The following is a 24839-nucleotide window of genomic DNA, read 5'->3' as shown; positions in this document are numbered from 1 at the left end:
CAACCCAAAGTCCATACTCCGATTATGACGTGGCCTTACCGGAGAGTCTGTGCTCGATCAGTGTGACGCAAGGTGCTTCGATCAATTCGTGTGCTGCGTGCTGTCCGGGAGGATCCTGAGGCGATTTCCGTGCCGGGGCGCACTCGCGTTCCGGCCGGTTTCCGCCAGCGCGTCGGACCACCGGAACGTTCGCGTCCGGTGGGTATCCTGCCGGGGACCGCCCGACACCGGAACGCGCCTGGAGCACGTGATGGCAGCGCTGGAGACCGGCACCCTGGACGTCCCCGGGGCGCGCCTGCACCACGAGCTCAGAGGCACCGGACCACTGCTCCTGCTGGTGCCCGGCGGCGCCTCGGACGCGGCGGTGTTCGAACCACTGGCCGAACAACTCGCCACCCGCTACCGGGTGCTGAGCTACGACCCGCGCGGCATCTCCCGCAGCCCCCTCCACGGGCCGCCGGTCGACCAGCGGGTCGACGTCCAGGCGCAGGACGCGCTCCGGCTGCTCGACCGGCACGCCGTGGGCGACGAACCGGTGCTCGCCCTGGGGAGCTGCGCCGGCGCGCTCGTGGCCCTCGAACTGCTGCGGACGCACCCCGGCCGCGTGGCCGCGGTGGTCGCCCACGAGCCCCCGGCGATGCGGCTGTTGCCGGACGGCGAGGCGCAGGTCGCGTTCTTCGAAGAGGTGCACGAGACCTACCGGCGGGACGGGGTCGAGGCGGCGATGCTGAGCCTCGCGGGTGCCTTCGGCGGACGGCCGGCGCCCGCGCTGCCCGAAGTGCGGGACAACACCGAGTTCTTCCTCGCCCACGTCATGCGCCCGACGACCGCGTTCCCCCTGGACGTCGCCGCGCTCAGCGGGCTCGCCGACCGGATCACGCCGGCCGGCGGCCTGGAGTCGCGCGGCTACCTGATCCACCGTCCGGTCGCCGCTCTCGCGGCCCTCCTCGGCCGCGACCTGGCGCTCTTTCCGGGCGGCCACGCCGGGTACGCCAAGCATCCGGAGGAGTTCGCCCGGCAGTTGGGCGCCGTGCTGGACGCACTCCCGGCCGGGTCCGCGGCGGTGCCGGCGGGTCCGGAGGAGGTGTCGTGAGACTCGTGATGGGGGCGCAGAACTGCGGGTTCGGGCCGGCGGCCGAACTCGTCGCGGTCTCGCGCGCGTTGAGCGGCCACGAGCGGATCTTCGTCGGGGACGGCGTGGCCGCCGAGTTCGCGCACTGCAATCCGGACGCCTTCGACGAGATCCGCTCGCCGGCCCCGCGCGACGCGGACCTGAGCCGGCTGCTGGCCGGCTGCGACCGCGTGGTGTCCGTGATGGACGCCGACCTCGTGCTGCACGGCGTGCTGGCGGACCGGCCGGTCGTCCTGCTGGACAGCCTGTTCGCGTTCTGGCGCCTGGAACGGCCGCTCGCGGAGATCCTGCGGCTCTGCGAGACGCTTCCGCGGTCCGGGTTCGGGGCGGCGGACCGGCACCTCGGTGAACTGTCCCCGCACGAGCGGGTGGTGGCCGCCCACCTGCTGGCCACCCACGGGCTGGTGCAGAACTTCCCCGGGGTGCGGCAGCGGATCGCGGAGTTCGCCGGGCTGGGAGTGGGGCGGGTGCCCCGGACGACCGGCGCGCTGGTCGATCACGACGGGCTGCGGGCGGCCGCGAGCGCGGCGCCGGCCGCGTCGGAGTACGACCTGTTGATCAACCTCGGCGGGTTCCGCAACTTCCTGCTCGACTTCGACGAGCACAACGACTACCTGCTGCTGATCGAGCGCTGGCTGCCCGACCTGCTGCGCGACTGGCCCCGGTTCCGCCGCGTCCTGGTCTGCGGCGGGCCGTTCGGCGGCCGGCGGGCGCGCACGGTCACGGTGGACGGACGGCGGGCGGACTGCCGGCTGGTGCCGCAGCGCGAACTGCTCCGGCACGTCGCCTCCACCCCGCACTACCTGCTCACCCCCGGCCTGACCGCCCTCCACGAGGCGCTGGCGCTCGGCCGGCTCCCGCTCGCGCTGCCCGAGCAGCACTACGCGCACCTGTTCACCGTCCGCCGGCTGGAGCGGACGCTGTTCGCCAAGACCGCCGTCGGCCTGGCCGACCTGCTGCCCGACCGCCCGGTCCCGGAGGACGACTTCACGGGGACGGCGGCGCTGGTCGAGCTGGCCGGGCGGATCCGCCGCGACGACGGCCACTACGACCGGTTCCGCCGCTGCCTGAACGAGCGGATCGGACAGTACCTGGCGCTCGGGGCGGCGGAACGGCGCTCTGCCGTCGAGGAGTTGCGCGCGGCGATGGACGGACCGCCGCTGGGCGAGGTGCTCGCGGAGGCGCTGCGGTAAGCGGTGCCGCGGTAAGGCGTGCTGCGGTAAGGCGTGCCGGGTCGGAGGGCGGCGGCTCTACCGCGACGCCTTCCATCTGATACAACTGTATCAACGGGGGATGGGCGTCGGGGGGAGCAGAGCATGCGGATGGCACTCGTTAGGGGAGCAGTCGTCGCTCAAGTCCTGTTCGCTGCCGTGTGGTTGGTCGGCGGTCTGACGGAAGGCCGGGGCTATCGCAGCTCCGCGCACGGCATCAGCGACCTGGGTGCGCGGACGGCCGATCACGCGGGGCTCGTGCTCGCGGCGCAGGGCGTCGCGGGCGTCCTGACCATCGCGTTCGCCCTCTTCGCGCTGGGCCCGGCCCTGGCCGCCCCCGGCGGGCGGCGACCGGCGGGGGCCTGGCTCGTCGCCGCGTCCCCGCTGGGCCTGGACAACGTGTGGGACGTCCTCTTCCGCCTCGACTGCCGGGCCGCCGACCCCGGGTGCGTCCAGGGCCTCGGGTCCGGCTCGTGGCAGGCGACGGGGCACCTGGCGATCTCGTTCGTCGGCTTCCCCGTCATGGTGATCACCCCGTCCGTCCTGGCCGCCCACTTCCGCGCGAACCCGGCGTGGCAGGGCTGGTCCGGGGGCGCCCTGGCCTTCAGCCCGGTGATGTTCATCGGCGTGATCGGCTTCATCGGGCTGCACGGCCACGCCGGCGCCGGCTACGCGGAACGGGCCCTCGCCCTGGCGGCGTCGGCCGGGGTGGTCCTGCTGGCCCTCGGCACCCGCCAGGCCCTGGCCGACGGGTGCGCCCGAGGTCCGGCCCTCAGATGACGTCGGCCAGGTCCCGCAGCAGCCGGGCCTTCGCCCGCGCGCCGACGATGCTGCGCACGGGCTCGCCGTTGCGGAAGAGCACCATCGTCGGCATGGAGAGGATCGAGTACGCGGCCTGGGACTCGGGGTTGGTGTCGACGTCCAGCTGGACGACCTTCAGCTCCCCGGCCTTCTCCCGGGCGATCTCCGCGAGCACCGGCGCGACCATCCGGCACGGCGGGCACCAGTCGGCGGTGAACTTCACCAGGACCGGCACGTCGGCCGCGAGCACCTCGGCGGCGAAGCTCGCGTCCGTCACGGCCGGAATTTCCGTTCCCGTCATCTCAACTCTCCTTCGTCTTGGCATGGTTGGTGGACAGTTCGCAGTGCGGTTCGGGCCCGCCGGGATGCTCGGCCTCGACCCGGAGCTCGGCGCGGGCCAGCTGGGCGGCGACCCGGTCGCGCACCTCGTGCAGCCGCGCCAGGCACTCGTCCAGCTCGGCGAGCCGGCCGCGGTAGACGTCCAGCGACGCGGGGCAGGAGTCGCCCTCCGGGTGCCCGGCCTGGAGGCACTCGACGAACGGGCGGGTCTGCTCCAGGTCGAAGCCGAAGTCCTGCAGCGTCCGGATCTGCCGCAGGAGCCGCAGGTCAGCCTCGTCGTACGCCCGGTACCCGTTGCCGTTGCGCCGGGCGGGCAGCAGCCCGCGCGACTCGTAGTACCGAAGGGTGCGGGTGGTCGTCCCCGCCTGTGCCGCCAGTTCGCCGATCCGCATGGAGAGAACGCTAGACCTTGACGCCGACGTCAACGCCAGCGCCGCCGTCCGGACCGGCGGGACGGGTGGGCCCGGGGTCCGTCGCGCGCTACGCTGCCCCGGCACTCGTGGACGGGGGAGAGGCGACGATGGCGCGGACGTACGAAGAGCCCTGGTACGCCACCGGGTTGAGGGCCGGGCTGGAGCTGGTGGGGTGGATCGGGCTGCCGATCGCGCTGTGGCCGCACTCGGTGCTGCTGGCGATCGGGGTGGACGTCGTGCTGATCGGCGTGCCGGCCGTGCTGCAGACGCCCGGGGACAAGCCGGGGACGGTCGTCGCGGTGCCCGGGTGGGTCACGGTCCTGATGGTGCTCGCCGAGCTCGCGGGGGCCGTCGCCGCCGCCTGGCTGCTGTTCCCGGTGTGGGCGGCGGTGCTCGTCTCCGTCCTCGCGCTCGCCTGTTGCGGCACCGAACTTCCGCGCTGGCGGTGGCTGTCGACGCTCAGCCCGCCCGGCGGGCGCGTTCGGTGACGTTGCGGGCCATGCGGCCGAAGACCACCGAGTGGAACGGCGCGACCGACCACCAGTAGGCGTGTCCGGCCAGGCCGTGCGGGTGGAACAGCGCGCGCTGCCGGTAGCGGGTGCCGTGGTCGCCGTCCGGGGTGACGGAGAGCTCCAGCCAGGCCAGGCCGGGGAGCCGCATCTCGGCGCGCAGCCGGAGCAGGCGGCCCGGTTCGATCTCCTCGACCCGCCAGAAGTCGAGCGAGTCCCCGACCCGCAGGCGGGCCGGATCGCGCCGGCCCCGGCGCAGGCCGACGCCGCCGGCCAGGCGGTCGAGGAGGCCGCGCAGGGCCCAGGCGAGGGGGAAGGAGTACCAGCCGTTGTCGCCGCCGATGCCTTCGATCACGCGCCAGACGTCGGCCGGTGCGGCGGCGACCGTGCGTTCCCTGAGGTCCTGGTAGAGGCTGCCGCCGGCCCAGTCGGGGTCGGTGGGCAGCGGGTCGCTCGGGGCGCCGGGCAGGGAGGCGGAGGACCAGCGGGTGGCGACGTCGGCGTCCTTGATGCGGCGCAGGGCGAGCGCCACGGCCCGGTCGAAGCCGGTCAGGCCCTCCGGCGGGTCGGGCACCCACCGGGCGAGGTCGTGCTCGCCGCACACGACCTCGTGGCGCAGGGACTCGACGAGCGGCCGGGCGATGGAGCCCGGCACCGGGGTGACGAGGCCGACCCAGTGGCTGGAGAGGCCGGGGGTGAGCACGGGGACGGGGAGGATGACGCGTCGGCGCAGGCCCGCGATCCGGGCGTAGCGCCGCATCATCTCGCGGTAGGTGAGGACGTCGGGCCCGCCGATGTCGAAGGTCCGGTTGACCGACGGCGGCAGGAGCGCGGCGCCGGCCAGGTAGCGCAGGACGTCGCGGACGGCGATCGGCTGGATGCGGGTGGCGACCCAGCGCGGGGTGACCATCGCGGGCAGGCGCTCGGTGAGGTGGCGGAGCATCTCGAAGGAGGCGCTGCCGGAGCCGATGATGACGGCGGCGCGCAGTTCGGCCGTCGGCACGCCGCCGGCGCGCAGGACGCGGCCGACCTCGGCGCGGGAGCGCAGGTGCGGGGAGAGCCCGCTCTCGTCGACGCCGTCGGGGACGAGCCCGCCGAGGTAGACGATCCGGGAGACTCCCGCGGCCGCTGCGGCGGCTCCGAAGGCGTGGGCGGCCTCCCGGTCGGTGGCCTCGAACGAGGGGCCGGTGCCGAGGGAGTGGACGAGGTAGTAGGCGACGTCCACTCCGTCGAAGGCGCCGGTGAGGGTGGCGGGCCGGGTGACGTCGCCGACGGCGGTCTCGACCCGCGCCCGCCAGGGCTGGTCCCGCAGCCGTCCGGGGTCGCGCACCAGGCAGCGGACGGGGTGGCCGCGGGCGAGCAACTCGGGGACGAGGCGGCCGCCGATGTAGCCGGTCGCGCCGGTCACCAGGCAGCGCGGCGGGGCGGGGGGCGGGTCGTTCATGTCGGGCGGTTCATGTCGGGTCGCTCATGTCGGGCGGTTCGTGTCGGGGTCCTAGCTAGGAAGGCGTCGCGCGGCCTTCGGAGCCGGTGGCCCGGTCGGATCGGCGGAGCCCGCCGGGCCACCCTGTCAGTCCAGGCCCCGGGCGTGCCGCAGCCGCGCGGTGAGCGTGTCGGGGTCGATGATCGGCGCCGGGTAGTCGGGGGCGAGGAGCCAGGGGCGGTGGATGGTGGCCCCCGGGAGGTGGGCGAGTTCGGGCACCCACCGGCGGACGTACGTCCCGTCCGGGTCGTAGCGGTCGGCCTGGCGCAGCGGGTTGAGGACCCGGTTGGGGCGGGTGTCGGTGCCGGTCCCCGCGACCCACTGCCAGTTGAGCTGGTTGTTGGCCACGTCGCCGTCGACGAGCAGGGAGAGGAAGTGGGCGGCGCCGATGCGCCAGTCCAGGTAGAGGCTCTTCGCGAGGAAGCTCGCCGTCAGCAGCCGGCCGCGGTTGTGCATCCAGCCCTCGTGGGCGAGCTGGCGCATCGCCGCGTCGATGATCGGGTAGCCGGTGCGGCCCCGGCGCCACGCCTCGGCCTCGCCGTCGTCGTGGTGCCAGTGGTCGTCCTTGGTGCGGTAGTCCCGCCGGGCGGCGTGGGGGCGGGCGGCGAGCACCTGGTGGTGGAAGTCGCGCCAGGCGAGCTGCCGGACGAAGGCCTGGGCTCCGTCGCCGCCGTGCTGCTGGGCGCGGACGGCGAGTTCGGTGGGGGACAGGCAGCCGAAGTGCAGGTAGGGGGAGAGACGGGACGTGGCGTCGGCGGCGAGGTCGTCGTGGATGTCGGCGTACGCGTCGATGTCCCAGCGGCGCCGGACCTCGCGGGCGGCCGTTTCGCCTCCGCGCGGCAGGGCGGGCGAGGCCGGGCGGGCGGTGGGCAGGTCCTCGCCGCCGATGCCGTCCGGCGTGTCGAGCTTCCGGGGCGCGCCCAGGACGGTCCGCCGGGGGGCCTCCTGCCAGACGCGGTGGTACGGGGTGAAGACCGCGTAGTGGTCGCGGTTCGCCGGGGTGAGCCGGCCCGCTCCGACGACCGTCAGCGAGGCGTCGTGGACGTGCAGGCGGTCGCCGAAGTGCTTGCGCAGCGCGGCCTCGCGCCGCCGGGCGTAGGCGCTGACCCCGGCGGCGAGGTGGACGGTGCCCGCGGCGGCCTCGGTCGCCACGCGCGCCGCCTGCTCGGCGGTGTCACCGCGGCGCAGCACGAGCCGGGAGCCGGTGCGCCGCAGCGAGGCGTCCAGGTCGGCGAGGCAGTCGGCGAGGAACGCCAGCCGGTTGGGGGCGGCGAAGCCCGCGGCCTCGACGGCGGGGTCGAGGACGAACAGCGGCACGACCTCGTCGCCCGCGGCGCGGGCGGCGTGCAGGACGGGGTTGTCGTGCAGGCGCAGGTCCTGGGTGAACAGGGCGATGGAGACGGTCACGGGTGGGGCCTCGCAGGTGGTGCGGTCGGGGTGCTCGGGTCCCGGCGCGGCGGCAGCGGCACGAACCCGCTGGTGCGGGCCGCGTACTCGGCCCAGCCGGGGCGCTCGCCGGCGAGCCGGCGCTCCAGCATCGGCTTTCCGCTGCCGAACGCCAGCAACCAGGTCATCAGGAGGGGGCTGAGGACGAACGCCCATCCGACGGGCGTGTCGGCGACGAGCAGGAAGACGCCCCACCAGACGCAGGCGTCGCCGAAGTAGTTGGGGTGGCGGGTGTAGCGCCACAGGCCGCGGTCCATGATCCGGCCCCGGTTGGCGGGGTCGGCCTTGAAGCGGGCGAGCTGCCGGTCGCCGACCGCCTCGAAGGCCAGGCCGACGCTCCACAGCCCGACCCCGGCCCAGGCGAGCGCGCCGGGCGGGGACGGCACGTACTGCGCCGCCTGGACGGGCAGCGAGACGAACCAGACGATCGCGGCCTGGAGCAGGTACACCTTGCGCAGCGCGTACCGGACGCGGGCCGGGCCCTCGGGCACGCGGGCGAGCATGCGGGCGTAGCGCCGGTCCTCCGGCAGGCCCCGGGCGCGCCACCACAGGTGGGCGGAGAGCCGGACGCCCCACACCGCGACGAGCACGGTGACGAGCATCCGCCGGCCGGGGTCGCCCTCACCGTCCGACAGGAGGTAGCCGACGAGCGCGAGTTCGGCGAACGCCAGCCCCCACGCGACGTCGACCGCCCGGTGCCGACCGGTGCGCACCCCGACGACGAACGTCGCGAGCATGATCGCGAGGACGGCGGCGGCGGTGACGGCGAGGTTGAGCGCGAACGCGCCGCCGTCCGGGACGGCCCGGCTCACGAGGGCGCCCCGCGGGTGAGGAGGATCTGGTGGACGTCCAGGTAGCCGGCGCGGAACCCGGCCTCGGAGTGCGCGAGGTACAGCTCCCAGGTACGCCGGAACACGTCGTCGAAGCCGAGTGCCGCGACCTGGCCGGAGTGCGCGGTGAACCGCTCGCGCCACAGCCGCAGCGTCTCGGCGTAGTGCGGCCCGTACGCGTCGGCCGCGCGCACGCGCAGGGCGGTGTGCCGGGCGGCGGTCTCGGAGACCGCCCGCAGGGACGGGATCAGGCCGCCCGGGAAGACGTACTTGAGGATCCACGTGTAGGTGCGGCTGCTCGCGGTCATCCGGTCGTGCGGCATGGTGATCGTCTGTAGGGCGACGCGTCCGCCGGGCGCGAGGACCCGGTCGAGCGTGCGGAAGTAGCCCGGCCAGAACGGCCGTCCGACGGCCTCGATCATCTCCGCGCTGACCACGGCGTCGTACGCGCCCTCGGCGGCGCGGTAGTCGCAGAGCCGCACCTCGGCCCGTCCCTCGTACCCGGCCTCGGCGATCCGGCGGCGGGCGAGGGCGAGCTGTTCCTCGGACAGCGTGAGGCTGACCACCCGGGCGCCGCGCGCGGCCGCCCGCAGCGCCAGTTCGCCCCAGCCGGTGCCGATCTCCAGCAGCCGGGTGCCGGGGCCGACGCCGGCGAGGTCGAGCAGCCGGTCGATCTTGCGGTGCTGGGCGGCGGGCAGGCCGTCCCAGGTCGCGAGCGGCGCCCGGCCGGGGCCGGTCGGGAAGAGCGCCGCCGAGTAGGTCATGGTCGGGTCGAGGAAGAGCGCGAACAGGTCGTTCGAGAGGTCGTAGTGGCGCGGGATGTTGCGCCGGGCGCCGTCGACCGTGGACGACTCGGCGGCCGGCGGGCGCTGGACGTACAGCCGGCGCAGCCAGCGGGTGCCGGCCGGGACGAGGGTCTGCGGGGCGGCGGCGAGCGCGGTGAGCAGCGCGGTCAGGTCGGGGCTGTCCCAGTCGCCGGCCTGGTAGGCCTCGCCGAAGCCGATCAGGCCGCTCTCGCCGATGCGGTGGAGGAACGCCCGCGGGTGGTGCAGCCGCAGGACGGGGGCGCCGGGTGCGGCGGGGCGCAGGACGTGTCCGCCCGGGAGTTCGACGCGCAGGCCGCGGCGGGCGGCGACCCGGCGCAGCAGCCGGCCGGCGACGGCGGCGCGCAGCGGGGCGTGCGGCACGCGGGCGACGTCGGGCCAGCGGGCGGGGTCGACGACCGGGGTCGGCGGGGCGGGCGGCGCCGACCGCGGGGCGGCCGGGGTGGTGGTCATGCGGAGGGCACCTCTTCCTCGCGTACGGGGTGCCCGGCGGCGGGCTGGGCGCTGTCGGGGACGGGCCGGGGGTGAATGGGCCGGGGGTGAATGGGCAGGCCGCGCAGCCACAGCCGGACGCCCTGGTAGCGGATGTGCAGGCTCACCGCCTGCGTGGCGAACGGGTGCCGCAGGGCGGCCCGCAGCAGGGCGGCGGGGCTCGCCGGGTGTGCGGTGCCGCGCACGGTGGCGGTGAAGACGCGCCCGCCGGGGCGCTCCAGGTGGACGGCGAGGCGGAGGTGCTCGCCCGGCTCCGGCAGGGACATCCGGTAGCCGCCGTCGACCGGAAAGAACGGCGAGACGTGGAACTCCTTCGGCGTCCCGGCCCGGCCCTCGGCGTCCGGGCGCAGCAGGTAGCGGTGGCGGCCGCCGTAGGTGTTGTGCACCTCGGCGACGGTGCAGAGCGGACGCCCGGCCTCGTCGCGGCACCAGTACACGGTGAGGGGGTTGAACACGTGGCCGAGCGACCTGGCCTGAGTGAGCATCAGCACCTGGCCGCGGCCCAGGTGCACACCCCGGGCGGCGAGGTGGGCCTGGAGATCCTGCCGGATCGTCGCGTTCCCGTGGCCGGGGTCGAGGCGGTGGTCTCGGGGCCGGAAGGAGGCCAGTGCTCCCAGCGGCCAGGGGAGTCGGGGGAGCCGGTCGAGATCCACCAGCCACAGGTAGCCGCGGTGCCGGAAGGCGTGCCGCAGCGGGGCCGTGCGCACGTGGGCGGTGCGCGTGTCGTACAGCACGGCGCCCCAGGGGCCGGGCAGGCGGCGGACTTCGGCGGTCACGGCGCCTCCGCCCCGAGCAGGGACAGGGCCGCGCGGACACCCGAGCGGCAGCCGTCCTCGTGGAATCCCCAGCCGTGGTACGCGCCGGCGAACGCGGTTGTGGCGGTGGCGAGTTCGGGGAGGCGGCGCTGGGCAGCGACGGTCCCGGCGGTGTAGATCGGGTGCTCGTAGACCGTGCGGGACACCACCAGATCCTCGGGGACGGTGTCGTGCTCGTCCTCGTTGAGCGTGACCAGGTAGTCGTCGCCGGTGTCCAGCCGCAGCAGCCGGTTGAGGTGGTAGCTCACCCGCACCCGGTCGGCGGGGCCGTCGCACGAGGGCATCCGGTAGTTCCACGAGGCCCGGGCCCAGCCGGCCTCCGGGAGGAGGGAGGAATCGCGGTGCAGGACGGTCGGGTTGCGCGAGTACCGGAAGGCGCTGAGGACCTCCAGCTCGGCGTCGGTCGGGTCGGTGAGCAGCCGCAGCGCCTGGTCGGCGTGGGTGGCGATCACCACGGCGTCCGCCCGGGTGCGCCGTCCGTCCGCGGTGACGACCGTGACGCCGCCCGGGTGGCGGCGCACCGCCCGGACGGGGGCCGACCGGTGCACCGCGCCCTGCCGCTCGGCGAGCTTCCCGGCGATCCGCTCGACGTACGTCCGGGAGCCGCCGACGACCGTGCGCCAGGTCGGCGAGCCGTTCACGCTGAGGAGGCCGTGGTTGTCGAGGAACCTGAACAGGTAGCGCGCCGGGTAGTCGCCCGCGAGATCCGGCGCGCACGACCACACCGCCGAGACCACGGGCGTCATGAAGTGGCTCACGAAGTACGGCGAGAAGCCCTCGGTGGCGAGGAACTCGCGCAGGCTGGGGCCGTCGTCCCCGGGCCTCGCGAGCAGGCGGCGGGCCCGCCGGTGGAAGCGCGGCACCTCGGCCAGCATCCGCAGGTACCGGCCGCGCAGCGCGGCCCCGGGCCGGGCCAGCAGACCGGCCGGGCCTCGCGCACCGGCGTACTCCAGGCCGCACCCGTCGCAGTGCACGGAGAGGCTCATCTCGCTGACTTGCGTGCGCACACCGAGCTCGGCGAACAGCCGCACCAGGTGCGGGTAGGTGCGCTCGTTGTGCACCAGGAACCCGGTGTCCAGGGCCGCCGCGCGCCCGGCCGGCCCGACGGCCTCCTGCGTGTGCGCGTGCCCGCCGAGCCGCTCGTCCGCCTCGAACAGCTCGACCCGCACGCCCGCCCCGGACAGCTCGTACGCGGCGGTGAGCCCGGCCACGCCGGCGCCCACCACCACCGCGTGGCGCACGGGCGGTCCGCTCCGGGGCCGCGGGACGGCTCCGGAGGTGGAGACGGTGTCGACTGTCGTCACGAAGGCCCCTCGGTTCGTCGGGGCCGCGGGTGCGGCCCGGGTGCTGTCTGCACCGGACCTTCGGAGCCGTCCATTCGGCGGATTGGTCGGGGCATCGGCCGGCGGATCGGGCTGTGGCGCCGGCGATGTGCCGCGGCCGGGACTACGGGACGACCGCTTCCTCCAGCAGGTCGAGCGCGCCCGCCAGGGTGCGGGGGCTCGCGGTGCGGGCCGGCAGCCGGGAGCGGTCCCAGCCGGGACCGGCGACCAGCACCACCGCCCGGCCGCGGGAGCCGCGCGGCCCCCACGCACTGTCGGTCACCCGCCGCACCAGCTGCCGGTCGGCCGTCCGCCGGTCCTGCGACCAGAGCATCACCGCACCCGGGCCGATCCGCTGCACCGCGTCGAGCAGCGCCCGCGGCGGGACCGTCGACCCGAGCATCCGGAACGGCAGGGCGCGCGCGGTCAGCCCGGCCGCGGTGGCGTCCAGCGGCAGCGTGTGCCGCTCGGCGGGCATCGCGGCCAGCACGACCGGCGGCACCGCCCGGACCTCCGCGGGCTGCACGGCGGCATGCCGCAGCACCGAGGCCACGTGCCAGGACAGCAGGTGCTCGACCTCGACGTACTGCTCGCCCTCGGCGGCCCACTTGCGGCCGGCGGCGCGCAACGCGGGCATCATCACCTCCGTCCACGCGTCCACGACCCCCAGCGCGTGGACGGCGTCGCGCAGGATCCGGGCCACCTCCGGGGCGTCCAGCCGCACGGCCGCCCGGGCCAGGCCGCGGCACTCGGGGCGTACCGTCCCCACGCGCAGCGCCCGGCTTCCCCCGGGGCGTGCGGCCGCCGTCTCCTCGGGCTGGAGCGGCTCCTCGCTCGCCGTCGTGAGGACCACCCGCGCGGCCTCGCCCGGCGGGACACCACGGGCCGTCAGCCGGCACATGGCCTCCAGCACCGCGATGTCGCGCGCGCTCCAGCGGCGGTGGTGCCCGGGCTCCCGGTCCGACGGGCCGATGCCGTAGCGGCGCTCCCACGAGCGGACCGTCGTCGGTGACACGCCCAGGCGCCGGGCCACGCTCCCGGTGGGCATCCCGGCGTCGGGCACGGGCGGTTCGGCCATCAGGTCCTCCGGGAACGGGGCGTCAGAAGCCCCCGGAGAGTCACCGGAGGCGCACCCATTGTCGTCCGGCCGGCGGCCCCGCCCCACGGCCTTCGGGCCGGCACTCATCCGAGGCCGACCGCAGGACCGGTGGCGAACGACGCCCGCAGCCGGATGAGTCCGTCCCTCATGCGCGTCTTGACCGTGCCCAGCGGCACACGGAGCATCTGCGCGATCTCACGCTGCGAGTACCCGCCGTAGTACGCCAGCACCAGCGACTCGCGCTGCACCCGGCTCAGCCCCGCGAGCGCCGCCCGTACGCGCTCCACGTCCAGCCCGTGTTCCACCAGGTCGACGACCGACTCGCCGACGGGCGGTTCGAGCGACGCGGCGCGCGTCTCCCGGTCCGACGCGGCCTGCACCGACCTGACCCGGTCCACGGCGCGGCGGCGGGCGATCGTGAGCACCCACGCCATCACCGTGCCCCGCTCCGGCCGGTACCCGGCTGCCCCGCGCCACACCTCCAGCAGCACCTCCTGCGCCACCTCCTCGGCGTGCGCCGGATTGCGCAGCGTCCGGAGGGCGGTGCCGTAGACCGGTCCGGCGACGGCGTCGTACAGCCGGGCGAAGGCCTCCTCGCTCCCGCCCGCCACGGCCACGACGAGCCGGCGCAACTCCTCGGGCGCCACGTCGTTGATCCAGGGGAGGGGCTGCACATCGGGTCGCTGCTGCGTGCAGAGGGTCACACGGCAACGGTGCGGCCGGGCGGATGATCAGGGCTACTCGCAGCGTCTGTGCAGCGTTTCGCCCGCGCGGGCTTCCTGCATCCGGGCCTTGAGCACGTCGAACTCGCAGCCCGGCGCGGACGGGTCGAAGCCGTGCTCGACCAGCCAGCGGCTCGCCAGCAGGCTCCGCAACGACCACCACGCGCGGATCACGTCGACGTCCACGTCGGCGCCGTAGCCCGCGAGGACGTCGCCGAGGTGCTCCTCGTGGCCGAGCGTCAGGACGGCGAGGTCGAACAGGGCGTCGCCCCGGGCGGCCTCGGACCAGTCGATGATGCCGGTGACCTCGTCGCCGTCGACGAACACGTGACCGGTCTGCAGGTCGCCGTGCGTGAACACCGGGGTCCACGGCCGCAGCGCGGCCTCGGCGACCCGCCGGTTGCGGGTGACGAGGTCGGCGGGCAGGACGGCGTTCGCCACGAGCCACGCGCACTCGCGGTCGAGGTCCGCCGCCAACTCGTCCACTCCCCGGGCCGACCACGGCGGCAGCGGCGCGTCGTGCAGCCTGCGTGCGGCGGCGCCGGCCGCGGCCCACGCCGCCGGTGACGCGGCCGACGGTTCGCCGAGCCGGCCGAGCGCCCGCCCCGGCAGCGCGGCGATCGCGAGCACGGGCGGCTCGTGCCACAGCACCTCCGGCGTCGGCACCGGCGCCAGGGCCATCGCCTCGACCTCGACGTCCATGCGCGCCCGGTCGGCGTCCACCTTCAGGAACACGTCGCCGACGCGCAGGGTCGCGCGCTCGGAATGGGCGACGACGACCTCGATCTCATCCATGGCGAGCAGTATCCCGGGAGGGCCGTGGATGTCACAGGGAATATCCGACCGGCCGACTCCGGACGGCTCGTCGTGTCAACCGCGCCACACCTGACGGAATGTCACGGTCGCGTCCCTGTCATGTCCTGATGATTGTGACGCCACGCGTGCCACCGAATGCCGTCGGACGACCGTCCTGTGAGGTGTCCACGCAGTCAGCACGAACCGCCATCGGGGAGCCACCATGTCCGTCCGCAACCGCCGCCCGCTGCTCGTCCCCGCCGTCCTCGTCGTCGGGGCCGGACTCGCCCTGACCGCCTGCGGGCCCGACAACGCCGACCCGGTCGCCGGCCCGACGGCCACCGCGGCGCCCACCAAGGGAGCCGTCACGCCCCCGACGGGCGCCGCGTCGCGCCCCGCCACGCACACGCCTCCCACCGGGGGCACCGGCGCCGCCACCGACCCGTGCGACATCCAGCACCTCTCGATCCACGTGACGGCACGCGCCGGGGCGCCCAACCAGTGGGTCATCGACGTCCGCAACACCGGCGCGAGCGCCTGCACCCTGAGCTCGTCCCCGGGGGTCGACCTGGGCAACTCCGCCGCGCGCGACCAGAGCAAGAACATCAAGCCGGTACTCGCCAGCGGCACTTCGCGCTTCCCGGTCCCGGCCGGCAAGAACGCCTACGCCGTGATCGACCTCGACCCGAGCGGTGCCACCACCGGCACCGCCCCCGGCATCAACGAACTCAACGTCCTGGCCGACGAGGAGGGCACCAACATGCCCCTCGCGAACACCCAGAACTTCCCGCTCCCCGACGGCGTCCGCGTCCTGAACCCCCGCATGGGCCTCTACCGGGCCACCACGGCGGAGGCGGTCGCCTCCATGACGGCGGCACCCAAGTAGCACCGACACGGCCCCAGGCGCGGCGCCCGTCACGTCGCGGCGCGCCCGGGCCCAGGCAGTAGCACGATGATCGGATGGCAATGGACGTGTAAATTGCTGCATCGGTGTGACAGTCGGAGGCACTTCAAGCGCCGATCAGTGGTGAAGGACGGGACGTGGCCGCAGATGGCAGGCTCCGCATCGACGGCATCCGGCCCTGGCCCGGCGCCTCCGACCCCTCGGGCGTGCCCCTGATCGGCCGGGAGCGCGAACTGGCCGCGCTGGCCTCGTTCGTGACCGCGCCCGAGGGCCGGGCCCTGGTGCTGCGGGGCGAGGCGGGCGTGGGCAAGAGCGCCCTGGTCGGCCACGCGGCCGGGCTGGCCGACCGGGAAGGGCACGCACTGATCCGGGTCACGGGGGTCGAGGCGGAGTCCGAGCTGCCGTTCGCCGGGCTGCACCAGTGCCTCTACCCCGTGCTGGACCGCACCGCCCGCCTCGGCGCGCGGCAACGGGCGCTCCTCGACGTCGTGTTCGGGCGCGGCACTGGCGAGCCGCCGTCCGTCATGGCCCTCGGCATCGCCGTGCTCGACCTGCTCTCCCCGGCCGGCGCCGAGCGGCCGCTGACGCTGCTGATCGACGACGGGCACTGGCTGGACGACGCCAGCGCCGAGGTGTGCGGCTTCGTCGCCCGCCGGCTGGCGGCCGGCCCGGTGAAGATGCTGATCGCCCTGCGGGCCGACGAGCGTTCCCGCTTCGACGACGCCCGCCTCCCGGAACTGCCGGTGGCGCCGCTGTCCGACGAGGACGCCGAGCGCCTCCTGGAGCTGCACCGTCCACGGCTCGACGCGCGCGCCCGCCGCACCGTCCTCGACCACGCCCGGGGCAACCCGCTGGCGCTGTACGAGCTCCCGCCCGGCCCGGCCGCGCCGCACCCCGGCGGCGGTCTGCCGGGCGGCGCCGGTCTCCCGCTGCCCCGGCGCCTCCAACTCCTCTACGCTGCACGGATCGAGCGCCTGGAGCCCGGCACCCGTGCCGAACTGCTGCGGGGTGCCCTCGACGGCACCGCCGGCCGGCAGCGCGGCGGCGACCACGGCACGCGGTACCGGATGCGCGGCGTCGAGGAGGCCGCCGCCTCCGGTCTGCTCGACGTCGACGCGGCCGGCGGCGACTTCGTCTTCCGCCACCCGCTGGTGCGCTCCGCCGTCGTCCAGCTGGCGACGCCCGAGCAGTGCCGCGCCGCGCACGCCGAACTGGCCCGGGTGCACCGGGCGGACGTCGAGCGGTACGCCGGCCACCTGGCCGCGGCGGCCGTCGACCCCGACGAGTCCGTGGCGGCGGCGCTGGAAGCGGCGGCCGGCTCCGCGACCCGGCGCGGCGGCGCGGCGGCCGCCGTCAGCTGGCTGACCCGCGCGGCCGAGCTGAGCGAGGACCCCGCGCAGCGCTCCCGGCGGCTCGGCGACGCCGCCTACACCGCCGGTCAGGCGGCGCTGCTGGACGAGGCCCAGCGGCTGCTCCACCGCTCGGAGCCGGAACCCGGCGCGGCCGAGCCGCTGGCCGCCGTGCTCACCTCCGCCCACGCCGACTTCGTCCAGTCCGGGGCGGTCCGGCCCGCCTTCCAGCGGCTCGCGGCGGCGGTCGAGCGCCGGGCGGGCGGGGCGGCGCGGACCGGTGACGGGACCCTGAGCCGCGACGGGACCCTGACCCGCGACGAGACCCTGACCCGCGACGAGACCCTGACCCGCGACGAGACCCTGACCCGTGACGAGACGCTGGCCCGCGCGGCGGACGCCCTGGTGACGATGGCCCACTACGCGGGCGACCCCGCCCTGTGGCAGCGGACAGACCGCATCCTCGACGCCCTCGGCGACCTGGTCCACCCCCTGACGGCGATGTACCACGACGCGAGCGCCGTGGCCCGCAGCGGGGTCGGCCTGCGGGCGCGCCTGGAGCAGGCGTTCGCCGATCCGGCGAACCTGGCCCCCTGGGACCTGGCGCGGCTGGGGGTCTGCGCGTCCCACGTCGACGTCCTGAACCAGTACCGCACCCAGCTGCGGGGCGCGGTCGAGCGCGAGCAGGAGGCCGGCGCCGTGTCGAGCGTCATGGTCCTGCTGCGGATGCTGATGCTGGACCGGATGTACTCCGGCGAGTGGGACGAGGCGCGCCGGCTGGCGCAGCGGGCGCTGGACCTGGCCACCGCGCACGGTCACGTCCTGCTCGCCTACCACGCCCGCGCCTGCCTCGGGCAGCTCGCCGCCCGGCAGGGGCGGCTCGACGAGGCGCGCGAGCTGCAGTCCGCCGTGGACGCCTGGGCGCGGCCGCGCGGCGTCGGCCTGCTCACCCAGATCACCGAGGCGATCGCCACCGGAGCGGCGCTCACCGAAGGCGACTTCGAGGCGGCCTACCTGTACGCCATCGGCATGACGCCACCCGGCAGCTTCGACCGCCACGCCCACCAGATCGCCCCGCGGGCGCTGCTCGAACTGGCCGAGGCCGCGCTGTACAGCGGCCGCCGCGAGCAGGCGCGCCGGCACGCGCTCGCGGCGTGCGACGCGGGTCTGCCGGAGGCGTCCCCGCGGCTGGCCCTGTCCGCCTACGGCGCCCTCGCGATGACCGCGGACGACCTGACGGAGGCCGCGCGGACGTACGCGCGCGTCGAGGCGTACCCCGAGGCTCAGGACTTCCCCTTCGAACTGGCGCGGATCCGCCTGGCGCACGGCATCAGGCTGCGGCAGCTGAAGGCGCCCCGGGCGGCCCGGCAGGCCCCGCTGCTGCTGGCCGCCGAGGAGTTCGACCGGCTCGGCGCGACGGCGTGGGAGAACCGGGCCCGCGCCGAGCTGCGGGAAGCCGGCCTGCCCTCGGGCCCGGCGACCCCGGAACCCGCGGCCCTGACCTGGCAGGAGCGCCGGATCGCCGACCTCGCCGCGAGCGGGCTCACGAACAAGGAGATCGGCGAGCGGACCCGGCTGTCCCCGCGCACCGTCAGTTCGCACCTCTACCGCGTCTTCCCCAAACTGGGCATCACGACGAGGGCCGCGCTGCGCGACGCGCTGAGCCGGCTGCCGGAGGCCGACGGGACCGACGCGGGCGGGTGAGGCGGAACCCGTCCGGCCGTCAGCCCGCCGGGGGCGGTGGCGTCACCAGGCCGCGTCCGACGACCGCCAGGACGGCGTCCGCGGCGGACTCGACCTCCGCGGGCGGCAGCGTGCGCAGCGGTCCGTCGACCAGGAGTGCGCTGAGGCCGTGGACCGCGGACCACGCGGCGTACTGCGCACCGGGGCGGTGCTCGGCGGGCATCGCCCCGGCCTCGACCAGGTCGTCGAGTGCTGCGCCCAGGATCAGGTAGGGATCCGTCCCCGGGTCGGTTCGGTCGGCCCGGACGTCTCGGTCAGCGGTTTCAGCGGGCTCGGTGGATTCGGCAGCCGGCGGTTCCGGCTCGGTCGCGCAGAGCCGCTTGCCGCCCGGCGAGGCTCCGGAGAACGCGGTGCGGAACCAGCCGGGTTCGGTCAGGGCGAAGTCGACGTAGGCGCGGCCGATGGCCTCCAGTCGGTCCGCGGCCCGGGTGGCCGGGTCCGGTGCGGTCGCCCGGGCCGCGCGCTCCAGCATGAGCCGGCCGAGGTGGTGCATGCAGCGCTCGCCGACGGCCGCGATGAGGTCCTCGTGGTCGGCGAAGTGGCGGTAGGCGGCGTTGTGGGACACGCCGGCGGCCCGGCCCGCAGCCCTCAGCACCACCGCGTCCGGCCCTCCGGTGCGGGCCAGCGCGACCCCGGCCTCGATCAGGGCCTCCCGCAGTCCGCCGTGGTGGTAGCCCCGGCGGGGCGCGGGCTCGGCGGTGCTTGTGGCGGTCTCCACGGATTCCATGTTGACATTGTCCACTTTGAGTGGAATCGTCGCAAATGTGCCCACTGTCAACATGCTGCTCCGGCAGTACGGAGGCACCCCATGTCCCTCACAGTTCCCCGCCGGCGCGGCGCCGTCCTCTTCGCCGTCTGCCTGGCGGCCTTCGCGATCAACCTCGACGCGACGATCGTCAACGTCGCCCTGCCGGACCTCAGCCGCCAGCTGCACGCCACCACGCGCGACCTGCAGTGGATCGTGGACGGCTACAACCTGGCCTTCGCCGCGCTCGTCCTGACCGCCGGCTCCCTCGGCGACCGCTTCGGGCGCAGGCCCGCCCTGCTCCTCGGCCTCGCCTCCTTCGCGCTCGCGAGCGCGCTGGGCGCGACGGCCGGCGGCCCCGGCGCGCTGATCGCCCTGCGCGTGCTGATGGGCGCGAGCGCTGCGGTCATCTTCCCGACCACGCTGTCGGTGATCACCAACACCTTCCCGGACCGGCGCGAGCGCGCCAAGGCCGTCGGCCTGTGGGGCGCGGTCACCGGCCTCGGCGTGGCCGTCGGCCCGGTCTGCGGCGGGCTGCTGCTCGCGCACTTCGCCTGGCCGTCCGTGTTCCTGGCCCTCGTCCCCGTCGCCCTGGTCGCCCTCGCGGCCGCGTGGGTCTGGGTGCCCGAGTCCAGCGCCCCGGCCGAGGCGCGGCTCGACCCCGCCGGTCTCGTGCTGTCCTCCGGCGCGATCGGCACCCTGGTCTACACGGTCATCGAGGCGCCGGTGCGCGGCTGGACGGCCCCCGCGACGATCGCCGGGTTCGCCGTCGCGGCCGCCCTGGCCGCGGCCTTCGTCGTGGTCGAGCGCGCCCGCCCCAGGCCCATGATCGACGTGACCCTGTTCCGCACGCCCGCGTTCGCCGCCGCCAGCGGCTGCGTCACCGTCGCGTTCTTCGCGCTCTTCGGATTCATCTTCCTGGTCACGCAGTACTTCCAGTTCGTCCGCGGGTACGGCACCCTGTCGACCGGCGTGCGGATCCTGCCCGTCGCCGCGACCCTCGCCCTGGGCTCGGTCGGCGGTGTCGCCCTCGCCACCCGCGCCGGCACCCGCGCCGTCGTGACGGCCGGGCTCCTGCTGCTGGCGTCCTCGTTCGGGTGGATCGCCGCCTCGCCGACGTTCAGCTCGTACACGAGCGTCGTCGGGCAGATGGTGCTCATGGGCTTCGGGCTCGGCCTGACCACGGCACCGGCCACCGAGTCGATCCTCAGCGTCCTGCCCCCGGCCAAGGCCGGAGTCGGATCGGCCGTCAACGACGCCACCCGCGAGGCCGGCGGCACTCTGGGCGTCGCCGTCCTGGGCAGCGTCTTCACCTCGCTCTACGCGCACCACCTCGCGACCACGTCCTTCGGCAGCCTGCCGCCGGCGACGGCTGCCGCCGCCCGGCAGTCGGTCGGCGCCGCACTCCGGATCGCCGCCCAGTCGCCCGCGGCGTCGCAGCGGAGCCTGCTCGACGCCGTCCGGCACTCGTTCATGACCGGCTTCCACGTGGCCGGCGTCGTGGCCGCGGCGGTCTGCCTGCTCGGCGCCCTCGCCGCACTCGCCCTGCCCGGCGGACCACTGACCGCTCCGTCGCCGGCGGCCGGCCGCACGGCACCGGACGCACTGGCCCGTCCGGCGCTGTGACCGCCCGCGACGGGGGCGGGTTCACCGCCCCCGCACGGCCCGGCGGACGTCCGGGTGGCTCCCGAGGTCTGCTGATCAGCAGTCACCATCGGCTGATCGTCCTATAGTTCTGTCGTTGAACCGGACGGAGGGGAGTCTGTCGATGGGGGACGTCATCACGGTGGATCTCGGCGAGGGCGCGTACGTCCACGCCGAGGTGACGGTGCTGGACCGGGCCGAGGCCGGCGGGGACGCCGGGGTGCGGGACACCGCCGCCAAGGCGCTCGCCGAGCTGCCGCAGCGGCTGGACGCGGTGCGCGAGGTGGTGAAGAGCGTCGGGCGGTGGGCCGCGGACAGCATCGGCGGGACCGGGGCGGCCGTTCCGGACACGCTGGAGGTCGAGTTCGGGCTCAAGCTCGCGGTCAAGTCCGGTGCGGTGATCGGGGTGCTGGCCGAGGCCGGCGGCGAGGCGTCGTTCACCGTCCGGATGAGCTGGGACACCGCCCGGGTCGCGGCGGCGCGGGCCGGCCGCGGGGCCGGGTTCGTGCCGCAGGGCGGCGACGAGCGGTGACCGGGCCGGCCGCGCGCGGTGCCGCGGTCGGGGTGAGGGACGGGACGGCGTTCCTGGGCAGCGGGTTCCTGGTCGCGCCCGGGCTGGTGTTGACGGCCGCACACGTGGCGCGCCGGGCCGTGGACGAGCCGGCCGCGGACGGGTGGTTCGGGCGGGCGCCGGTGGTCCGCCCGGCGCGGCGGTTCCCGGCCGATCCGGGGGAGGGGCGCTTCCACGCCTTTCCGGACCTCGCCCTGCTCACGCTCGCCGTGCCCTTCGAGTCGCCCTCACCGCTCGTCCTCGACACCGACGTCCCGCCCCCGGGCACGGCCGTCCTCGTGGCGGGCTTCACCCCGTACACCCCGACGCCCGGTGTCCACGGGGACTCGCTGCTGCTCACCGTCGCCGGACCGGCGGCCGGGTACGTGCGGCTGACGGGGGACGAGGTCCGGGACGGGTTCAGCGGGGGCATGGTGATCCGGCTGGACTCCGGCGCCGTCTGCGGCGTGCTCAAGGGCAGCCGGGACTTCGACGGCGTGCGCGGCGGCTGGTTCACACCGCTGTCGGCGCTGGCCGACGTGCTGCCCGCGGACGATCCGCTGCACGCGCGGCTCGCGGGACGGGTGGCGGAACGTCCGCTGCCCACTGCGCGCGCCCTGCTGCCCGTCCTGCTCCGAGTCCCGGGCATGGACGACCCGGACTTCCGCCTCCTCGTCGTGCGGACGGCGGAGGAGAGCCTCGCCGCCGGCCCGCTGCACGTCGCCCACCGCCCGCACACCACCGACCACCTGCTGGAGCTGGTGCAGGCCTGCCTGCGGCACCGCGACCCGGCCGCGGCGCTGGCCGCCGTGACGGACGCGCTGGAGCTCCTGCGCCTCGGCGACGCCGCCGTCGACGAGCTGCGCACCCTGACGAGCGACCCGGAGGGCGGTCCGTGAGGGAAATGCTCCACCGGCTCGCCAAGCTGGGCGGCCACCACAGCCCGCCGGGAGCCCCTCCGGCCCCGGGCGGGCCGGGCGGCCGGGCGCCGTGGTCGGCCAAGACGGACGCCGTGCTCCACGCGTTCCTGTGCGAGGTGCCCGACCTCGACCAGCCGGAGAGCCGCCACCTGCTCCTGGCCGACCTGCGGGACCGGCTCGGGCCGTCCGCGCCGTTCGTCGTACCGGACGGCCCGCAGGCGCGGGACCACCTCCTGCAACTGGTCCGCGCCTGCCGCCAGTGGCACGAACCGTTCCACGCGCTCAGCGAACTCGGCGAGTCCCTGCGGACCTTGCGCCCCGGCACCGCCGCCGTCGGATGGCTGGACGCCGCCGTCGACGCCGTCGTCAAGCCCGGACTGCTGGACCCGCAGGCGCAGCTCGTCCTCCTGTGGACGCTGCGCTCGCTGAACCCCCAGCCGAGGCCGGCCCGGGTCCTGCACCTCGTGGAGTCGGCGTGCGAGCCCGGCGAGACCCACCCGGTCCGGCCGCAGGACGGCCTGCCGGAGGCGGTGAGCCGCCTCAACCAGGCCCGGCTGGACGACGGCCCCCCGCTGCTGCTGCGCTTCCTCGTCCGCCTCGCCGCGGCGTGCCCCGGGCCGGAGGCCGTCCTGCTGACCGACCTCGTCAAGCGCCACGCCCATGAACTCGGCCTGACCGAACGCGACTTGGCCGCCCCGGCGCGGCGAGCCCGGGAGGCGGCGGGCCCCGCCCAGCACCACCCGCTGGTCCTGCAGATCACCTTGGACGACGTCTCGCCGGTCGGCTCCGACGCCGAGCCCGTCTACGAGTTCGAGGCCGCCCTCTACAGCACCGACGAGCAGCCCTGGCGCCTGATCTCCAAACGGGCGGGCGACGAACCGCTGCCCCGCTCCGCGCTGGAGCAGCACGGCAGCCGGCACCTGACCACCTGGGGCGAACTGGCCGCCGAGGCGGCGAGCGCCGACGGCCTTCGGGTGGAGTTCCTGCTGCCCTGGTCCCTGCTCGGCCACCCCGCCGAACTCTGGCCGATGGACGAGGACGGCTACCGCGTCGGCATGCACTTCCCGGTCGTGGTGCGCTCGCTGGACCGGATCAGGTCCGCGTTCTGGCACACCGCGTGGAAGAACAAGTGGCGGGCCCTGGAGGCCACGGTGGAGAGCAGCGGCCCCGGCACCGTCGCCGACCTGCCCGGCTGGATCGTCCACCCGGACGGCACCGCCCCGATCGACGCCGAGCTCACCGGGCGCGCCCTGCACCTCGGCGGCACCAAGGGCGACGTCCGGCGCTGGCTGGACAGCCGGCCGCAGACCGCGATCCTCGCGCTGTCCTTCCCGTACGCCTACCACCCGAAGCGGCGCGGGGTCGGGCACCAGGCCGTCAAGGACGCCGTGCGCGAGGGCATCCCGGTCATGATCTGGCGGCGCGACGACACCGGCAGCCCGGCCGAGATCAACGTGCTGCTGGCCGAGCTGTCCGCCACTCAGCTGCCCGCCCTGGCCACCCACGTCCAGCGCCGCCGCCGCGCGGCCAGGGAGGACGACGGGAGCGACCTCGGCCACCACCTCACCCTGCTCTGGGACGAGCCCGGGCACGCCGCCTGGCTCGCCCCGGCCCCGTTCCGCGCCCCCGTCCCCGCCCCGGTCTCCGCCCCCGTCTCCTCGACCGCCCCGTCGCCGGAAGGACCACACGCATGACCACCGCCCCGGACGACACCGGCGGCCCGGACTGGTGGATCTACCGGTCCACCGGCTCCCCGCACGACGGCATCCGCGACCTCCCCGACGCCCCGCCCTGGCGCTCCTTCCGCCGCGAGGACGACGTCGCCGACCTGCCCGCGCCGCCCGAGATGGCCGAGGCCGTGGCCGCGCGCAAACTCGGCCGCGCCCACCAGGCCGCCGCCTACCAGGCCGACGAGAAGGAGATCCACCTCGTCAACATGGCCCTGCACCTGCGCCGCCCGCTGCTCGTCACCGGCCCGCCCGGAGTCGGCAAGTCCACGCTCGCCCACAGCGTCGCGCACGAGCTGCGCCTCGGCCCCGTGCTGCACTGGCCCATCACCAGCCGCTCCACCCTCCAGGAGGGCCAGTACCACTACGACGCGATCGGCCGCCTCCAGGACACCGGACTGCGACCCGCCGACGCCGACGGCCGCTCCCGGCCCGCCCCCGGCATCGGCCCCTACCTGCGGCTCGGCCCGCTCGGCACCGCGCTGCTGCCCTGGGACCGGCCGCGCGTCCTGCTCGTCGACGAGATCGACAAGGCCGACCTCGACCTGCCGAACGACCTGCTCACCGTCTTCGAGGAGGGCGAGTTCGTCATCCCCGAACTCAGCCGCCTCGACGACGAGGAGGCCCGCGTCATGACCGCCGACGACGAGGGCTGGGCCCCGCTGCACCGCGGCCGGGTCCGCTGCACGGAGTTCCCGCTGGTCGTCCTCACCAGCAACGAGGAACGCGAGTTCCCGCCCGCCTTCCTCCGCCGCTGCCTGCGCCTGGAGATCCCCCGCCCGGGCCCCGACAAGCTGGCCCGCATGGTCGCCGCCCACCTCGCCGGCCCGACCGCCGTCCCCGCCGCGGTGCGCGAGCAGCTGATCGCCCGCTTCCTCGCCAAGCAGCACGAGGAGGGCGCCGACCTCGCCAACGACCAGCTGCTCAACGCCCTCCTGATGGCCTCCCGCGGCCTGTGGGACGACGAAGCCGGACGGCGCCTGGTCGACCGCGACCTCCTGCGCTCGCTAGAGGAGCGCTGACC

Annotated in this window: 23 protein-coding genes; 11 read left to right on the top strand and 12 right to left on the bottom strand. The window is 75.5% G+C overall.

What is annotated here, in order from left to right:
• The first annotated feature begins 250 nt into the window (after positions 1-250).
• From ACFXDE_RS08195 to ACFXDE_RS08185, 3 genes are all read left to right on the top strand, one after another.
• The gene (locus tag ACFXDE_RS08195) at positions 251-1093 is read left to right on the top strand and encodes an alpha/beta fold hydrolase (RefSeq protein ID WP_380492020.1); all 843 of its coding nucleotides are present in this window, start codon (positions 251-253) and stop codon (positions 1091-1093) included.
• Positions 1090-2325, top strand: a complete 1236-nt coding sequence (locus ACFXDE_RS08190; RefSeq protein ID WP_380492018.1) for a hypothetical protein — start codon at positions 1090-1092, stop codon at positions 2323-2325. The genes ACFXDE_RS08195 and ACFXDE_RS08190 overlap by 4 nt, the downstream gene beginning before the upstream one ends.
• Before the next feature lie 123 nt (positions 2326-2448).
• On the top strand, positions 2449-3123 hold the full coding sequence (locus ACFXDE_RS08185; RefSeq protein ID WP_380492016.1) for a DUF998 domain-containing protein: 675 nt from the start codon (positions 2449-2451) through the stop codon (positions 3121-3123).
• On the opposite strand, the gene trxA is transcribed toward ACFXDE_RS08185, so the two are convergent.
• Together trxA and ACFXDE_RS08175 are read right to left on the bottom strand one after the other, a co-directional pair.
• Complete coding sequence (gene trxA, locus ACFXDE_RS08180; RefSeq protein WP_380442878.1) at positions 3116-3445, bottom strand: thioredoxin; 330 nt, start codon at positions 3443-3445, stop codon at positions 3116-3118. The two genes, ACFXDE_RS08185 and trxA, sit on opposite strands and share 8 nt — an antisense overlap.
• 1 nt (position 3446) lies before the next feature.
• Positions 3447-3875, bottom strand: a complete 429-nt coding sequence (locus tag ACFXDE_RS08175) for a MerR family transcriptional regulator (RefSeq protein WP_380492014.1) — start codon at positions 3873-3875, stop codon at positions 3447-3449.
• A 128-nt stretch (positions 3876-4003) separates the two neighbouring features.
• Here ACFXDE_RS08175 and ACFXDE_RS08170 point away from each other — a divergent pair, with 128 nt between their 5' ends.
• Positions 4004-4384, top strand: coding sequence for a hypothetical protein (locus ACFXDE_RS08170; protein ID WP_380492012.1), 381 nt, complete (start codon positions 4004-4006; stop codon positions 4382-4384).
• On the opposite strand, the gene ACFXDE_RS08165 is transcribed toward ACFXDE_RS08170, so the two are convergent.
• The 9 genes from ACFXDE_RS08165 to ACFXDE_RS08125 all read right to left on the bottom strand — a co-directional run bounded on the left by ACFXDE_RS08165 (position 4356) and on the right by ACFXDE_RS08125 (position 14233).
• The gene (locus tag ACFXDE_RS08165; RefSeq protein ID WP_380492010.1) at positions 4356-5849 is read right to left on the bottom strand and encodes an SDR family oxidoreductase; all 1494 of its coding nucleotides are present in this window, start codon (positions 5847-5849) and stop codon (positions 4356-4358) included. The two genes, ACFXDE_RS08170 and ACFXDE_RS08165, sit on opposite strands and share 29 nt — an antisense overlap.
• 126 nt (positions 5850-5975) lie before the next feature.
• A complete protein-coding gene (locus tag ACFXDE_RS08160) occupies positions 5976-7295 on the bottom strand; it encodes a cryptochrome/photolyase family protein (RefSeq protein WP_380492008.1) in 1320 nt (439 codons plus the stop codon).
• Positions 7292-8071 (bottom strand): DUF1295 domain-containing protein, encoded by a 780-nt coding sequence (locus ACFXDE_RS08155; protein WP_380492177.1) that lies wholly within the window; start codon positions 8069-8071, stop codon positions 7292-7294. The genes ACFXDE_RS08160 and ACFXDE_RS08155 overlap by 4 nt, the downstream gene beginning before the upstream one ends.
• A 71-nt stretch (positions 8072-8142) precedes the next feature.
• The gene (locus ACFXDE_RS08150; protein WP_380492006.1) at positions 8143-9441 is read right to left on the bottom strand and encodes a class I SAM-dependent methyltransferase; all 1299 of its coding nucleotides are present in this window, start codon (positions 9439-9441) and stop codon (positions 8143-8145) included.
• On the bottom strand, positions 9438-10235 hold the full coding sequence (locus ACFXDE_RS08145) for a DUF1365 domain-containing protein (RefSeq protein ID WP_380492175.1): 798 nt from the start codon (positions 10233-10235) through the stop codon (positions 9438-9440). The genes ACFXDE_RS08150 and ACFXDE_RS08145 overlap by 4 nt, the downstream gene beginning before the upstream one ends.
• A gap of 17 nt (positions 10236-10252) precedes the next feature.
• Positions 10253-11536 (bottom strand): NAD(P)/FAD-dependent oxidoreductase, encoded by a 1284-nt coding sequence (locus ACFXDE_RS08140; protein WP_380492173.1) that lies wholly within the window; start codon positions 11534-11536, stop codon positions 10253-10255.
• 205 nt (positions 11537-11741) lie between these two features.
• A complete protein-coding gene (locus tag ACFXDE_RS08135; protein ID WP_380492004.1) occupies positions 11742-12695 on the bottom strand; it encodes a MerR family transcriptional regulator in 954 nt (317 codons plus the stop codon).
• 104 nt (positions 12696-12799) lie between these two features.
• A complete protein-coding gene (locus ACFXDE_RS08130; protein ID WP_380492002.1) occupies positions 12800-13420 on the bottom strand; it encodes a sigma-70 family RNA polymerase sigma factor in 621 nt (206 codons plus the stop codon).
• A gap of 33 nt (positions 13421-13453) precedes the next feature.
• On the bottom strand, positions 13454-14233 hold the full coding sequence (locus ACFXDE_RS08125; RefSeq protein WP_380492000.1) for a phosphotransferase family protein: 780 nt from the start codon (positions 14231-14233) through the stop codon (positions 13454-13456).
• A 223-nt stretch (positions 14234-14456) separates the two neighbouring features.
• On the opposite strand from ACFXDE_RS08125, the gene ACFXDE_RS08120 reads away from it, so the two are divergent.
• Together ACFXDE_RS08120 and ACFXDE_RS08115 are read left to right on the top strand one after the other, a co-directional pair.
• Positions 14457-15119: a DUF4232 domain-containing protein gene (locus ACFXDE_RS08120; RefSeq protein WP_380442858.1), complete on the top strand. Its 663-nt coding sequence runs from the start codon at positions 14457-14459 to the stop codon at positions 15117-15119.
• A 155-nt stretch (positions 15120-15274) separates the two neighbouring features.
• A complete protein-coding gene (locus tag ACFXDE_RS08115; RefSeq protein ID WP_380491998.1) occupies positions 15275-18190 on the top strand; it encodes an AAA family ATPase in 2916 nt (971 codons plus the stop codon).
• Positions 18191-18209: 19 nt separating this feature from the next.
• On the opposite strand, the gene ACFXDE_RS08110 is transcribed toward ACFXDE_RS08115, so the two are convergent.
• On the bottom strand, positions 18210-18947 hold the full coding sequence (locus tag ACFXDE_RS08110) for a TetR/AcrR family transcriptional regulator (protein WP_380491996.1): 738 nt from the start codon (positions 18945-18947) through the stop codon (positions 18210-18212).
• Positions 18948-19037: 90 nt separating this feature from the next.
• Here ACFXDE_RS08110 and ACFXDE_RS08105 point away from each other — a divergent pair, with 90 nt between their 5' ends.
• The 5 genes from ACFXDE_RS08105 (at position 19038) to ACFXDE_RS08085 (ending at position 24837) form a co-directional block, all read left to right on the top strand.
• Complete coding sequence (locus ACFXDE_RS08105) at positions 19038-20600, top strand: MFS transporter (protein WP_380491994.1); 1563 nt, start codon at positions 19038-19040, stop codon at positions 20598-20600.
• Positions 20601-20715: 115 nt separating this feature from the next.
• Positions 20716-21150, top strand: a complete 435-nt coding sequence (locus ACFXDE_RS08100; protein ID WP_380442850.1) for a CU044_2847 family protein — start codon at positions 20716-20718, stop codon at positions 21148-21150.
• 32 nt (positions 21151-21182) lie between these two features.
• Positions 21183-22067: a trypsin-like peptidase domain-containing protein gene (locus tag ACFXDE_RS08095; RefSeq protein WP_380491992.1), complete on the top strand. Its 885-nt coding sequence runs from the start codon at positions 21183-21185 to the stop codon at positions 22065-22067.
• A gap of 5 nt (positions 22068-22072) precedes the next feature.
• Positions 22073-23782, top strand: a complete 1710-nt coding sequence (locus tag ACFXDE_RS08090; RefSeq protein ID WP_380492171.1) for a hypothetical protein — start codon at positions 22073-22075, stop codon at positions 23780-23782.
• Positions 23779-24837 carry an AAA family ATPase gene (locus ACFXDE_RS08085; RefSeq protein ID WP_380491990.1) on the top strand — a complete coding sequence of 353 codons (1059 nt, stop codon included), beginning with the start codon at positions 23779-23781 and terminating at the stop codon, positions 24835-24837. Before ACFXDE_RS08090 ends, ACFXDE_RS08085 begins: the two co-directional genes overlap by 4 nt.
• Positions 24838-24839 lie beyond the last annotated feature (2 nt).

Source organism: Kitasatospora sp. NPDC059408, assembly GCF_042751525.1.
In the GTDB taxonomy this organism is placed as follows: Bacteria; Actinomycetota; Actinomycetes; order Streptomycetales; family Streptomycetaceae; genus Kitasatospora.
The sequence above is the reverse complement of the archived record's forward strand: the minus strand, read 5'-3'. Positions and strand labels throughout refer to the sequence as shown.